The sequence below is a fragment of the Streptomyces sp. NPDC000410 genome (genome assembly GCF_040300305.1).
In the GTDB taxonomy this organism is placed as follows: domain Bacteria; phylum Actinomycetota; class Actinomycetes; order Streptomycetales; family Streptomycetaceae; genus Streptomyces.
Genome location: NZ_JBEPDM010000009.1, coordinates 82,111 through 94,991, shown reverse-complemented (window position 1 = coordinate 94,991; position 12,881 = coordinate 82,111). Strand labels below are relative to the sequence as shown.

General features: G+C 72.2%; 13 protein-coding genes and 1 pseudogene. 4 read left to right on the top strand and 10 right to left on the bottom strand.

Translation table 11 applies throughout. From position 1 onward, the window contains the following. Positions 1 to 8: 8 nt before the first annotated feature. Positions 9 to 371 (bottom strand): DUF952 domain-containing protein, encoded by a 363-nt coding sequence (locus ABT342_RS13760; protein ID WP_351571834.1) that lies wholly within the window; start codon positions 369 to 371, stop codon positions 9 to 11. Positions 372 to 399: 28 nt separating this feature from the next. Further along, on the bottom strand, positions 400 to 1,179 hold the full coding sequence (locus ABT342_RS13755; protein ID WP_351571831.1) for a DeoR/GlpR family DNA-binding transcription regulator: 780 nt from the start codon (positions 1,177 to 1,179) through the stop codon (positions 400 to 402). A 157-nt stretch (positions 1,180 to 1,336) separates the two neighbouring features. Here ABT342_RS13755 and ABT342_RS13750 point away from each other — a divergent pair, with 157 nt between their 5' ends. From ABT342_RS13750 to ABT342_RS13740, 3 genes are all read left to right on the top strand, one after another. Continuing rightward, the gene (locus tag ABT342_RS13750; protein WP_351571828.1) at positions 1,337 to 2,221 is read left to right on the top strand and encodes an SIS domain-containing protein; all 885 of its coding nucleotides are present in this window, start codon (positions 1,337 to 1,339) and stop codon (positions 2,219 to 2,221) included. Between the two features lie 198 nt (positions 2,222 to 2,419). Next, complete coding sequence (locus ABT342_RS13745; RefSeq protein ID WP_351571825.1) at positions 2,420 to 3,295, top strand: class II fructose-bisphosphate aldolase; 876 nt, start codon at positions 2,420 to 2,422, stop codon at positions 3,293 to 3,295. Between the two features lie 166 nt (positions 3,296 to 3,461). Continuing rightward, positions 3,462 to 4,694 carry a cytochrome P450 family protein gene (locus ABT342_RS13740; RefSeq protein WP_351571823.1) on the top strand — a complete coding sequence of 411 codons (1,233 nt, stop codon included), beginning with the start codon at positions 3,462 to 3,464 and terminating at the stop codon, positions 4,692 to 4,694. 306 nt (positions 4,695 to 5,000) lie between these two features. Here ABT342_RS13740 and ABT342_RS13735 read toward each other — a convergent pair whose 3' ends face one another. The 7 genes and pseudogenes from ABT342_RS13735 to ABT342_RS13705 all read right to left on the bottom strand — a co-directional run. Continuing rightward, positions 5,001 to 5,381, bottom strand: a complete 381-nt coding sequence (locus tag ABT342_RS13735; RefSeq protein WP_351571820.1) for a hypothetical protein — start codon at positions 5,379 to 5,381, stop codon at positions 5,001 to 5,003. Positions 5,382 to 5,442: 61 nt separating this feature from the next. Then, on the bottom strand, positions 5,443 to 6,501 hold the full coding sequence (locus ABT342_RS13730; RefSeq protein WP_351571817.1) for a PHP domain-containing protein: 1,059 nt from the start codon (positions 6,499 to 6,501) through the stop codon (positions 5,443 to 5,445). Positions 6,502 to 6,546: 45 nt separating this feature from the next. Beyond that, positions 6,547 to 6,918 carry a VOC family protein gene (locus tag ABT342_RS13725; RefSeq protein WP_351571815.1) on the bottom strand — a complete coding sequence of 124 codons (372 nt, stop codon included), beginning with the start codon at positions 6,916 to 6,918 and terminating at the stop codon, positions 6,547 to 6,549. 59 nt (positions 6,919 to 6,977) lie between these two features. After that, entirely contained in the window at positions 6,978 to 7,685 is a 708-nt protein-coding gene (locus ABT342_RS13720; protein WP_351571813.1) for a glycoside hydrolase family 75 protein, read from the bottom strand. A gap of 34 nt (positions 7,686 to 7,719) precedes the next feature. Beyond that, the gene (locus ABT342_RS13715) at positions 7,720 to 8,193 is read right to left on the bottom strand and encodes an NUDIX hydrolase (RefSeq protein WP_351571810.1); all 474 of its coding nucleotides are present in this window, start codon (positions 8,191 to 8,193) and stop codon (positions 7,720 to 7,722) included. Positions 8,194 to 8,242: 49 nt separating this feature from the next. Continuing rightward, positions 8,243 to 9,001: a hypothetical protein gene (locus ABT342_RS13710; RefSeq protein WP_351571807.1), complete on the bottom strand. Its 759-nt coding sequence runs from the start codon at positions 8,999 to 9,001 to the stop codon at positions 8,243 to 8,245. A 271-nt stretch (positions 9,002 to 9,272) separates the two neighbouring features. Next, positions 9,273 to 9,551, bottom strand: a pseudogene (locus tag ABT342_RS13705) (chaplin); the annotation flags it as partial. 205 nt (positions 9,552 to 9,756) lie between these two features. On the opposite strand from ABT342_RS13705, the gene ABT342_RS13700 reads away from it, so the two are divergent. Continuing rightward, positions 9,757 to 11,148, top strand: coding sequence for an NADP-dependent succinic semialdehyde dehydrogenase (locus ABT342_RS13700; RefSeq protein ID WP_351571805.1), 1,392 nt, complete (start codon positions 9,757 to 9,759; stop codon positions 11,146 to 11,148). Here ABT342_RS13700 and ABT342_RS13695 read toward each other — a convergent pair. Continuing rightward, complete coding sequence (locus ABT342_RS13695) at positions 11,076 to 12,392, bottom strand: hypothetical protein (protein ID WP_351571802.1); 1,317 nt, start codon at positions 12,390 to 12,392, stop codon at positions 11,076 to 11,078. The genes ABT342_RS13700 and ABT342_RS13695 overlap by 73 nt on opposite strands. Positions 12,393 to 12,881 lie beyond the last annotated feature (489 nt).

The window sequence follows — 12,881 nt, the reverse complement described above, 5'->3', positions numbered from 1 at the left end:
GCCGCACGTCATGCCCAGGGCGTGAACCCCACGGCCCGGCCGTCCGCGTCCCGCCGGATCTCCAGCAGCCCCTCGACCGCCGCACGGTCGATCGGCCCGTACACATGCGGAAACAGCGTCCCCGGAGCGATGCCCGGTGGTGGGGCCGATCCGGCGGGCTCCCACCGGACCGGGACCTGGAGCTTGTCCTCGTCGATGAGCAGGGCCATCAACGGGCCCCTGGTGTCGCGGTAGTAGGCGTTGACGACGGCGAGCGTCGTCGGCTCGTCGGGGGAGCAGTGGACGAAGCCCTCCTTGGGGAAGGGCTGCGGCGCGTACGGGCGCTCCGGGATGGCGAGCCAGTCGTCGAGCGGCACCACATGGAGGATCATCGTCCAGTTATAGCCCGTGACGGGGCCGTCAGGCCCGGATGACCGTCACGCCCGCCTCCTCGAAGGCGGCGACGGTCGCGTCGGGGGCGGCCGCGTCGGTGACCAGGGTGTCCACCTGGTCCGTGGGGCAGATCCGGGCGAACGCGCGGGCGGCCAGCTTGGTGGAGTCCGCGGCGACGACGACCCGGCCGGCGCGCTCGCAGAGCAGCCGGTTGATGGCCGCCTCGTCCTCGTCGTGGGCGGCCGCGCCGTGCACGACGTCGAAGGCGTTCACACCCAGGACCGCGACGTCCAGGGAGATCTGGCCGAGGACGCCGTCGGCGAGCGGACCGATGAGTTCGTACGACTGGGCGCGGGCGACCCCGCCGGTCACGACGATCTTGAACTGCGGCCTGATGGCCAGCTCATTGGCGATGTTGAGGGCGTTCGTGACGATCGTGAGCGCGGGTGAGCCCGTGGTCAGGTCGGGGCGTGCCGCGAGGGCGCGGGCGACCTCGGTGGTCGTGGTGCCCCCGGTGAAACCGACGGCCTCGCCGGGGGAGATGAGCGCGGCGACGGCGGCGCTGATGGCCTGCTTCTCGGCCGCTCGCCTGGACGTCTTGTAGCGCAGCGGGAGTTCGTAGGAGACCCCGTGGACGACCGCGCCGCCGCGGGTGCGCACCAGCATCTGCTGCTCGGCGAGCTGGTCGAGATCGCGCCGGATGGTCGCGGCTGAGACGTCGAGCGCGGCCGCGGCCTCCTCGACGTCCAGCCGGCCCTGCTCGACGAGCAGTTCCAGCAGCGCCTTCCAGCGGGCGTCGCGGGACATCCGCACTCCCTTCTTCGAACGTTCGAGGTGACCTTAACTCACGATCACGGGGCTCCGGATGCTTGAAAATGCTTGGAAGAGCGCTATAACGTGCAGGAACGCGCATCAGCGCGCATCGACCACGGTGTCCAGGCGATCCACGGGTGGAGGAGTGGGCATGAGCCATGTCGCGAACGAGCTGGCGAGCCAGCCGGAGTGCTGGGAGCGGGCCGCAGGGCTGGCGGCGGGCCACGGCGGCGCGCTCCCGGCGGCGGGGGAGCGTGTGGCGTTCGTCGGCTGCGGCACCTCCCTCTTCATGAGCCAGGCGGTGGCCGCGCTGCGCGAGAGCGCGGGGCACGGCGAGAGCGACGCGTTCGCCGCCTCCGAGTTCCCGGACGGACGCCGTTACGACCGGGTCGTGGCCCTGACCCGCTCCGGCACCACCACCGAGGTGCTCGAACTCCTCTCCCGGCTGCGCGGGCGGACCCGTACCACCGCCGTCACCGCCGACCCCGCCACTCCCGTCATGACGGCCGCCGACGAGGTCGTCGTCCTCGACTTCGCCGACGAGAGATCCGTGGTCCAGACGCGGTTCGCCACCTCGGCCGTGACCCTGCTCCGCGCCCACCTCGGGCTGCACACGGAAGCGGTCGTGGACGACTGCCACGACGCGCTGGACGAGCCGCTGCCCGCCTGGCTGGCCGACTGCTCGCAGTTCACCTTCCTCGGCCGGGGCTGGACCGTCGGGCTGGCCAGCGAGGCGGCGCTGAAGATGCGGGAGGCGTCGCAGTCCTGGACCGAGGCGTACCCGGCCATGGAGTACCGGCACGGTCCGATCAGCATCACCACGCGTTCGACCGCGACCTGGATGATCGGTGACGCCCCGTCGGGCCTCGCCGACGAGGTGCACGCCACCGGCGCGATGTGGGTGGCGGGAGGCCTCGACCCGCTGGCCGAGCTCGTACGCGCGCAGCGCCTCGCGGTCGCCGTCGCCGAGGCGCGCGGCCTGGACCCGGACCGGCCGCGCCACCTCGCCCGGTCCGTCATCCTCGCGGGGGCCTGAGAGCGGCGCAGGAGTGTCCGGGTGCCGGGGTGCGGGAGCACCTGAGGTGCAGGGGTACAGGGGTGCAGGGGTGCAGGGGTGCATGGGGTGCCGGGATGCCGGGGTGCTGGACACCGGGGCACTGGGGCGCCGGGGCGCCGAGGTGACGGAGAAGCCTGAAGAGCCGGAGAAGTCCGAGGAGCCCGAGGAGCCTGACCGATGCCGCTCGCCGAGACCGGAGACCTGGTCACCGCGGCCGCCGCGGAGCGCCGCGCCGTCGCCGCGTTCAACATCATCACGCTGGAGCACGCCGAGGCCGTCGTCGCCGGCGCGGAGGCCGCGGGCGCCCCGGTCATCCTGCAGATCAGCGAGAACGCGGTGAAGTACCGCTACGGGCGCCTCCTCCCGCTCGCCCGCGCCGCCGTCGAGGCGGCCACCGCCGCCGCCGTACCCGTCGCGCTCCACCTCGACCACGTCAGGAGCGAGGAGCTGCTGCGACAGGCGGCCGACGCCGGGTTCAGCTCCGTGATGTACGACGCCGCGCACCTCCCGTACGAGGACAACCTCGCCGCGACCCGTGCCGCGGCCGCCTGGGCCCACTCGCAGGGCCTGTGGATCGAGGCCGAACTCGGCGAGGTCGGCGGCAAGGACGGGGCCGCCCCGCTCGACGCCCACGCCCCCGGGGCCCGCACCGACCCGGACGAGGCCCACGCCTTCGTCACCGCCTCCGGAGTCGACGCCCTGGCCGTCGCGATCGGCAGCTCGCACGCGATGACGTCCCGCACCGCGGCCCTGGACCACGAGCTGCTGGCCCGGCTGGCCGGGACCCTCACGGTGCCGCTCGTCCTGCACGGATCGTCGGGCGTACCGGACGGGGAGCTGTCGGCCGCCGTGTCGGGCGGCATGGCGAAGATCAACATCGGTACGGCGCTGAACCTCGCGATGACCGGCGCCATTCGCGCGTACCTCGGCGACAACGCCGACGCGGTGGACTCCCGCACCTACCTCTCGGCCGCCCGCCGGGCGATGGCGCGGACGGTCACCGAACTGATCGGCGTCCTCAAGGGCGATGGGCACCCGTCGGACCCGTCCTGACGAGGTGGCGCGACCCGGTCCCATCCGGCCATTCGCCGCCCGACGGCGCAACCCGCCTTCGGCCGGGCCCGGTTGACCGTAGGATCTGGACTCCTGTTCGTCCGGGAGCCGCCGGGAGATCCGGAGCTCTCGTGCCGCGCGGTGCCCCACAGACAGGAGATCTGCGTTGGACGCCTCACCCACCGCCCCGTACCGGCCGACGGGCGGCTGCCCGCACGCGGACAACGCCCGGCTGCTCGCCCGGGGTTCGGTCATCCCGGTCGTACTCCCAGGTGAGGTGGCGGGCATGGCCGTCGTCGGGCACGACGCGCTGAAGGAGTTCCTCGCCCACCCCGATGTGGCCAAGAGCGCCGAGCACTTCACCGCGCTGCGCGAGGGCCGGATACCTGACGGCTGGCCGCTGACGACCTTCGCGACCGTCCCGGGCATGACCACCGCCGACGGAGCCGACCACCGGCGGCTGCGGGCGCTGGTCAGCAGGGCGTTCACCGCAAGGCGCGTGGAGGAACTGCGGCCCGGGATCGAGGCCGTGACCGCCGGGCTGCTGGACGGCCTCGACGCGGCCGCCGCCGCCGATCCCGGCGGGACCGCCGATCTGCGCCGGCACTTCGCCCTGCCCCTGCCCATGGGCGTGATCTGTGCACTCCTCGGCGTGGACGCGGAGCACCAGGACCGGCTGCACCGGCTGACCAGCCAGATCGTCGCCACCGACATCGCCTCCGACGAGGTGATGGCCGCCAACAAGGACATGGTGGAGCTGCTCGGCACGATCGCCGCCGCCCGGACGGCCGATCCGGGCGACGACCTGACCAGCGCGCTCATCGCCGCCCGCGAGGAGGACGGCGACCGGCTCAGCCCGCCCGAGCTGATCGGCACCCTGCTGCTGATGGTCATCGCCGGGCACGAGACCACCCTCAACCTGATCACCAACGCCGTGCGCGCGCTGTGCGCCCACCGGGACCAACTCGCCCTGGTCCAGGAGGGGAAGGCGAGCTGGACGGACGTGGTGGAGGAGACCCTGCGCTGGGACAGCCCGGTCAGCTACTTCCCGTTCCGCTATCCGACGCGCGATCTCACCCTCGACGGCACCGTCATCCCGAAGGGGACCCCCGTGCTGGCGGGCTACTCGGCCGCCGGCCGCGACAAGGCCGCGCACGGCCCCGACGCCGACCGCTTCGACGTGACCCGCGACGCCGCGTCCCGCCATCTGTCGCTCGGCCACGGATCGCACTACTGCCTCGGCGCGCCCCTGGCCCGGCTGGAGGCGGCCATCGCCCTGGAGCGGCTGTTCACCCGCTTCCCCGCACTGGACCTGGCCACCGCCGACGACGAACTGCCCTCCAAAGCCGGCTTCGTGGGCAACAGCGTGGCGGTGCTCCCGGTGCGGCCGCGGCCGTAAGCCTTGTCCGCTCGTCGGGCCGCTCCGGCCACGCTCCACCGGGCGTGGGGGCACGAGCCCCGGCACCGGACGGCCGGGCGTCGGCCCCGCCCGGGACCCGCCGCCCTGGCGGGTCACGGATTGCCCGCCCGGCTCTGGCGGGGGCACCAGCCGCCCGCCCTCGCGGGGTCACCGTTCGCCGGTCCGCCCCGGCGGGATGACCGCTCGCCCGCGAGCCGCCGGCCGGGACCCGCCGACCCTGGCGGGGTCACGCGGTGGTCCCGCCCGGTCGGGCTCACCGCCCGCCCGTCGCCCGCCCCGCCCGGTTCACCGGCCGCCGGCGGTCTCCAGCCGTACCCGCAGCTGCTTCTCGCCGTCGCCCGACACCGCGTGCTCCACCTCGACCGCGAAGCCCGAGGCGAGCGCCTTGGCCAGCCGGTCCACCGCCGGATACGACCCGGACAGCTCCGCCGCCACGGGCCCGCCGAGCGAGGTGGCCGGCACCGGTCCGGCGGTGTCGGTGGGCGAGACGTCGTACGTCGCCGACCAGACCGTCGGATGGCCGTGGCCCACCTCGTGCGGATGCTCCTCGGCGTCCCGGTCGCACGGATACGCCGCCAGCAGTGCGCCGAACACCGCGTCGGCATCCTCCGGTGCCCCGATGAGCTGGACCGATACTTCCTCGCCGTGCTTGTCCGTGGCGGTCACCGTGATCGCCGTCCTCTCTACGCGCTGTGCCCTTGTCCGTGCCCTCATCCAAGGTCGCACCTCAGCGCCCACCCGGCACGCCGTCCGGCTCCTCCCGGGTACGTGCCCAGCGCAGCAGCTCGTCCGCGCGCCATGTGTTGACGATCCGCGACGGCGGAACACCGCACTCGGCCGCCCGGGTGCAGCCGTGGATCTGCCACTCCAGCTGGCCCGGCGCGTGGGCGTCCGAGTCGACGGCGAAGAGCGTGCCCGCCGCCACCGCGCGCCGCAGCAGCCGGCGCGGCGGATCGAGCCGGTCCGGGCGGCTGTTGATCTCCACCGCCGTCCCCGTCTCCGCACACGCCGCGAACACCGCGTCCGCGTCGAACTCCGACTCGGGACGGCCCCGGCCCCCGTCGCGCCCGGTCAGCAGCCGCCCGGTGCAGTGACCCAGCACATCCGTCAGCGGATTGCGCACCGCCGCGAGCATCCGCCGCGTCATCGGCCGCGCCTCCATCCGCAGCTTGGAGTGCACGGACGCGACCACCAGATCGAGCCGGTCCAGCAGCTCCGGATCCTGGTCGAGCGAGCCGTCCGGCAGGATGTCGCACTCGATACCGGTGAGCAGCCGGAACGGCGACCACGTCCGGTTCAACTCCGCCACCACGTCCAGCTGTTCGCGCAGCCGCTCGGCCGAAAGACCGCGCGCGACCGTCAGCCTGGGGGAGTGGTCGGTGAGCACGGCCCACTCGTGTCCGACCTGGGCCGCCGCGCGCCCCATCGCCTCGATCGTGCTGCCGCCGTCCGACCAGTCGGAGTGCAGATGGCAGTCACCGCACAGCGCCGCGCGCAGCCGCGCCCCGGCGTCGTCGGGGGCGGGCTCCCCGCCCGACTCCTCCTCCAGCCGCCGCAGATAGCCGGGCACCTGCCCGGCCAGTGCCTCCCGCACCACCAGCGCGGTCTTCGGCCCGAGCCCCCGCACCGCCTCCAGCGAACCGGCCGCGGCGCGCTCGGCGACCTCGTGCTCGCCGAGTGCGCCGACGGCCGCCGACGCCGTACGAAACGCCCGCACCCGGTACGTCGGCGCCCCGGCGCGCTCCAGCAGGAACGCGATCCGGTCCAGCGCCTCCACCGGTTCCATCGCCGCGGTGTCCCGTACGACTCGTCTCGAACTGACCGGACCGTCCTACACCTTGATGACGGACAGGACGTTGCCCGCCGGGTCCTTGAACCAGGCGATGACCGGATAGCCCTCGGCGCGCGAGACGCCCTTCTCGTCCTGCTCGAAGCCCTCGTAGCGCTCGAACGTCACCCCGCGCGCGACGAGTTCGTCAACGGTTCTGTCGACATCGTCCACCGGGAAGTTGAGCAGCGTGAACGTCGCGGGCGTGTGGTTGTCCTTCGGGTAGACGAGCACGTTCGTGTCCCCGGCGAGATGCAGGGTGAGCATCCCGTTCTCCTCGGTGACCCGCACCCCCAGCGTCCCGCCGTAGAAGTTCTTCGCCTTCTTGATGTCGTCGACCGAGAAGCCACTGAACGCCTTGCTCTCTCCCAGCATGGCCTTTCCCTCCGGATCCGTTCCTCGGGTCACTCTCATCGTCCCTCCGGACCCGCTCATCAGCGACCGACGAACTTCCGGGCCCGCTTGTTACCCACCGTGACGGCCTTCTTGTGGTACTGGATCGGGAACACCTTCGTATCGCGGAACACGATGTACGTGACCCCCGAATCCGTACCGCCGTCCTCCGGGTCGGGGTCGATGCCGAGCTGGTCGGCGAGCGCGTACGAGGCCTCGCCGATGAGCCCGCTCGGGCCGACGTCGCCCACGACCGCGTACCGCACCCTGCCCTTGTAGATGACGGCCGCGACGCTGCCGCCGCTGATTCCGTACTCCGAATAGGTCCAGATGTCGCTGGGGCCCGGTACGACGATGAACGGCAGGGTCGCCGGGTCGAGCTGATCCCCGTCCGGTTCCTGGAACGCGGTCTCGGACTGGTAGTACGGGTCGGTGTCCTCGTTGCAGTCCTCACTGCTCCGGCCGTCGCAGTCGATGTCCAGGTCGGCCGTCCAGAACACCACGTCGTCGCCTTCGCATATGGCCACTTCGGCCGGTTCGTCCGCGTCGGTGCGGTAGTGGCCGTCGGATATTCGTTCGCAGCTCTCGAGCTCGTCCAGGAGCTCGGATGCGCTCACCGATCCCTCGCTCGCGTCGCGCGCGGCCGCGCTGGGAGGTGCCTCGGCGGCCAGGGCCGCGGCGGTGAGCAGGACCACGCCGCCGACGGCGATGGCTTTGGTACGCGGGGACACTCGGGTTCGTGGTGACACAGGCCGGTTTCCTCCGGTTCGGGGCAGGGCGCGGTCACCGCGCCTGCCGTACGTACGGGCCCAGCCGGTCCAGGAAGACGCGCTGGCCCGGGACCAGCAGCTCCGCCGCGCGCTCCAGGGAGAACCACTCGACCCGGTCCACCTCGGGGAATTCGCGCAGCACACCGGACCTCGGCGGCCACTCCATCGTGAACATGCCGGGTCTCGTACGGGCCGGGTCGAGATCGCCCTCGACGGCCCAGACCGTGACGGTCTTGCCGCCCTTCTGGCGGCTCTCACCCAGCGGCAGACGCTCCCCGTCGGGCGCCGGCAGTCCGAGTTCCTCCTCGAACTCCCGGCGCGCGGCGGCCTCCGGCTCCTCTTCGGGGCCGTATTCGCCCTTGGGAATCGACCAGGCCCCCTCGTCCCGGGCGGCCCAGTAGGGACCGCCCATGTGCCCGATCAGCACCTCGGGACCCGAGTCGGTGACCCGGAACAGCAGGAGCCCGGCACTTCGTATGCCCGACATGCCGATGAGTCTGTGACCCGCCACCGGCCCGCGCCATCGGGACCGGGACTCAGTCCGACTGGCCCGTCAGAGTGGACAGATCGACCGACTTGTCCGCCGGGGGAGTGGTGGACGGGACGGGCTCGTCGTAGTCCGAGAACGCGATGCTCGCCTCGGCCTCGCCCGCCACGGTCGCGTTCAGCCGCACCGGATAGGGCTTGCCCTCGGTGGCGACATACAACGTCATCGTCCGCTCCGCGCGCTTTCCGGTCAGCGGGATGGCCTCGACGCCGTCGACCTTCGTCTTCCTGCCCTTGGTGAGCGCGAGCTCGATGTCCGAGGAGCCGGTGACCGACTTCAGGATCCCGTCGAGGTCGCACACCTCGGCCATGCCCCGGAGCATGCTGTCGTCCGTGGTTCCGCGCAGGTAGCGGTCCTTGAAGAGCTTCGCCGCCGCCTCGCCCCGGCCGGGCACCTGGCTCTTCCAGAACGCCTCGTCCGGCTTCATCCACACCGTTTCGCCGCGCTTGATGATCTCGACGGACCCCTTGCCGCCCGTGCTCACCGAGCCGGCGCAGTTCCCTTCGCGGTCCAGGGTGAGATCGAGCTCGGTCGCCGCCTCCGGGTCGTCCAGGTTGCCCTTCGTCGTGATGTGCAGCGACTTCGCACTCAGCAGAGCCTTCTTGGCCTTCTCGGAGATCTGCCGGGCCGTGAGCTGCTCGATGTCCTCGCCCGTTGTGGCGCCCACCGCGCCGCCCGCCGCCGCGAGAGCCGTGATCAGGGCTGCCGAACAGGCCAGCGCCCGGGCTCTGAAGCGATGTCCGGTCACGTCGCCTCGCCTCCCTGGCGTGCGATCCGTACCCGACGAGCGTACGCCGCCCGGCAGGCCCGCGCCCGTTCGGGGGAATCGCCGGGCCCGACGCCACCGGATCATGAGGCCGGGCCGGTCGCTTCGACGGAAGCGACCGGCCCGGTGATCTCACCGCGGTCGGGTGTCAGCCGCCGATGCCCTGGTCACCGCGGTGTCCGTAACCCTTGCCGTAACCCTTGCCGTGGTCCTTGCCGTGGTGGTCCTTGCCGTGGCCGTGGTCCTTGCCGTCGTGTCCGTGACCCTTGTGCCCGTGGCCCTTGTGGCCGTCCGAGTGGTTCACGCAGACGTTGCCGAAGGCGGGGTTGAGCACGCCGATGACGTCGATCGTGTTGCCGCAGATGATCACCGGGATGTGCACCGGAATCTGGACGACGTTGCCCGAGATGACACCGGGGTTGCCGCCCGCGTAAGCGCCGGCGCCGGAGTCGGCGGTGGCCATACCCGTACCGGCGACCACGGCCGCTCCGGTACCGACGAGGACGGCGGCGGCCTTCGCGATGCGAGACATTTCAAGAACTCCTCAAAATTGAGAACCCGGTCACAGGCCTGTGACCGTGACGTTCAACGCCGCGGCCGTCCAGGGGTCACCGACACACCGCCATGTGGGTTATCCGCCTCCGGCGAGGGACGCGCGCGGCTGCCCGCGCCGTCGCGTTGCGTCGCCGCCCGCGGCGCGGCAGGGTCGTACATGCGAGTCCAAGGAGGACACAGCCATGCCCATCGCCACGGTGAACCCCGCGACCGGCGAGACGGTCAAGACCTTCGAAGCACTCGGGCCCGAGGCGATCGAGAGCCGTCTGGCCGCCGCCCACGAGGCCTTCCGCCAGTACCGCACCACCGCGTTCGGCGAGCGTGCGCGCCTGCTCAAGAAGGCCGCGGCGCTGCTGGAAGAAGATCACGACGACATCGCGCGCACCATGACCGTCGAGATGGGCAAACCCATCGCGTCGGCCCGCGCCGAGGCCGCCAAATGCGTGAAGGCGATGCGCTGGTACGCCGACCACGCCGAGGAGCTCCTGGCGGACGAGCTCGTCCCCGAAGCAGATGTGAAGGACTCGGGCGCCGCGCGGGCCCGGGTCCATTACCGCCCCCTGGGCGTGATCCTCGCCGTGATGCCCTGGAACTTCCCGCTCTGGCAGGTCGTGCGCTTCGCCGCCCCCGCGCTGATGGCGGGCAACACAGGTCTGCTCAAGCATGCGTCGAACGTCCCGCAGACCGCCCTCTACCTGGGAGATCTCTTCCATCGGGCGGGCTTCCCCGAGGGCTGCTTCCAGACCCTGCTGATCGGCTCGGGCGCGGTCGAGGGTGTCCTGCGCGACCGCCGGGTCGCCGCCGCGACGCTCACCGGCAGCGAGCCCGCGGGCCGGTCGGTCGCCGCGATCGCCGGGGACGAGGTCAAGAAGACCGTCCTGGAGCTGGGCGGCAGCGACCCGTACGTGGTCATGCCGTCGGCGGACGTCGACCGAGCCGCCCGCACCGCGGTCACCGCCCGGGTGCAGAACAACGGGCAGTCGTGCATCGCGGCCAAGCGCTTCATCGTCCACGAGGACGTGTACGACGCGTTCACCGAGCGGTTCGCCGCGCGGATGGAGGCGCTGACCGTCGGCGACCCGCTCCAGGAGTCCACCGAGGTCGGGCCGCTCGCCACCGACCAGGGCCGCACCGACCTGGAGGAACTCGTCGACGACGCCGTACGGCTCGGCGCGCGGGCGCTGTGCGGCGCGGGACGGCCGCAGGACCAGCCACGCGGCTGGTTCTACCTCCCGACCGTCCTCACCGGCATCACCCCCGAGATGCGCATCCACCAGGAGGAGACCTTCGGGCCGGTCGCCACCGTCTACCGCGTCGCCGACCTGGACGAGGCGGTCGAGGTCGCCAACGACTCCCCCTTCGGGCTGAGTTCCAACGTGTGGACCCGCGACGACGCCGAGATGGAGCGGTTCGTACGCGACCTCGAAGCCGGCGGTGTCTTCTTCAACGGCATGACCGCCTCGCACCCGGCGATGCCTTTCGGCGGCGTGAAGCGGTCCGGCTACGGACGTGAGCTGTCCCACCACGGCATCAAGGAGTTCTGCAACACCACGACCGTCTGGACCGGCGCCTGACGGCCGGCCGGCCGCCGCTTCCCGTCGCGGCGCTCCTGTTTCACCCGCTCGACGAGTCCGTCGACCTCGCGGGCCGACAGGGCCACGGCGCCGATCACGGGGGTGGCCACGCAAGGGACGCGGTAGAGGACGGGCCACCGGCCGGAGGCGCTGGACTCGGCTTCGGCTCGCGCCCTGTACTCCGCGACGACGGCGGCGAAGACCGCGCCCGCGCCGGGAACCGAGCAGGACAGGGTGCCCGACACGCTGCTTCCGGCGGCAGGCAGGGCGACCCGCGGGCTGGTGCACCGCCCGGCCGCCCGGCCGTCGATGGTCACGGCCGCGTGCATGACGACGGTGATCCTCCCGTCGACGAGTCGGGTCGTGGCGCCGGAGGTCAGCGCGCCGGTGAACTGCTGGGTGACGCTGCAGCCGCCGACGTCGCAGCTGACGTTGTCGTCGGTGGTGTCCAGCGTGAATTCGACGCCGCGGTCCACCGCGTCGGTGAGTTGCCGGGCGTTCGTCTCCAGGGTGTCGTACATCTCGTCGGCCTGGTCACCGGACAGCGGATGGAGGGCCATTCCCTGGGAGCCGTCGTCCTGGAGCGGTTCCCAGCGCAGGACGCGGTAGGGCCTGTCCTTGGTGACGAAGAGGCTTCCTGACGAGGTGTCGGCTCGCAACGCGGGCACCCCGTCCACGGTCAGCGGCGGCGCATCAGGGTTGATCGGCTCCTTCGGCTCCTTCGGCTCCTTCGGCTCGTTCGGCTCCTTCGGCTCCTCCGGGTCGTCCGAGTCGTTCGGGTCGGACCGGGTTCTCGGTTCGTCCAGCGCGGCCGAGAGGTCCCGTGCCAGCACGGCCGGCGGCGGGAACCGGCCGAGAAGAGGGTCGAGGCTCTCGGACTCGTCCGCGTCCACGGTCCACGTCCCGGGGGTGTGCGGATCCTCCTGCCGCCGGGTGAACGTCTTGCCGCCGATCCTGAGAACCTCCTGGTCGAACCCCTCCACGCTCTCGCCCATGGATCCGAACAGCGTGCCGGACGGGGTGACCGTGATGTCCCGCTCGGTGATGCCGTGGACGGTCGTGTCCCTGTAGCGCAGCCCGCGGGCAGTCGCCAGATCGGCCAGGGCCTGCTCGAAGGGCCCCTGATTCCGCCGGTCCGCCTGATGGCCCGGCGGCTTCGCCGGCCCGTCGTGGGAGCCGTCCGATCCGCCCAGCACGGCCAGCAGTCCCGCGACGACGGCGACGACCGTGCCGAAGACCGCCAACGTCGCGATGCGCCGCGTGCCGTGGAGTCCGTGCCGGCGCGGCCCGGACGGTCGCTGCGGTCCAGCGGGCGGGGATGGGGGCGGCACGGGAGCGGGCCGCCGCGCAGCGGGGGGCGACCAGGTGCTCGCGCCGGATGCCGCCGCTCCCGGTGGGCCGGGCGGGCCAGGGGGTGGCTGCGGTATCGACGGCGACGGCGATGACGCCGGTGGCCGGGGTGTGGGTGGCGTCGGGGTCTGCTTCAGGCGCGGCAAGGGCCGCCCCAGGGGTGGCGGCACGGCTCTGGGCGTCTGCCGCCACATCGGCAGGCTCGGTGTGTCGGATCCGCTGTGCCGGTGGCCTTCGCCCATAACTCTCCCCCGACTCCCCCGAGTTGCTTCCGTCGGTCCCTGCCCTTTGGGAAGATACGACACCTGTGGGGGCACTCCCAGAGCGAGTGCTGTCATGTTCAAGCCAAATGGCGCGGAAGAAGCGTGAACGGGGGACGTTTT

Coding starts and splice junctions, on each gene's coding strand:
- ABT342_RS13760 (WP_351571834.1), bottom strand. CDS start 371: ATGATCCTCCATGTGGTGCCGCTCGACGACTGGCTCGCCATCCCGGAG.
- ABT342_RS13755 (WP_351571831.1), bottom strand. CDS start 1,179: ATGTCCCGCGACGCCCGCTGGAAGGCGCTGCTGGAACTGCTCGTCGAG.
- ABT342_RS13750 (WP_351571828.1), top strand. CDS start 1,337: ATGAGCCATGTCGCGAACGAGCTGGCGAGCCAGCCGGAGTGCTGGGAG.
- ABT342_RS13745 (WP_351571825.1), top strand. CDS start 2,420: ATGCCGCTCGCCGAGACCGGAGACCTGGTCACCGCGGCCGCCGCGGAG.
- ABT342_RS13730 (WP_351571817.1), bottom strand. CDS start 6,501: ATGGAACCGGTGGAGGCGCTGGACCGGATCGCGTTCCTGCTGGAGCGC.
- ABT342_RS13725 (WP_351571815.1), bottom strand. CDS start 6,918: ATGCTGGGAGAGAGCAAGGCGTTCAGTGGCTTCTCGGTCGACGACATC.
- ABT342_RS13715 (WP_351571810.1), bottom strand. CDS start 8,193: ATGTCGGGCATACGAAGTGCCGGGCTCCTGCTGTTCCGGGTCACCGAC.
- ABT342_RS13700 (WP_351571805.1), top strand. CDS start 9,757: ATGCCCATCGCCACGGTGAACCCCGCGACCGGCGAGACGGTCAAGACC.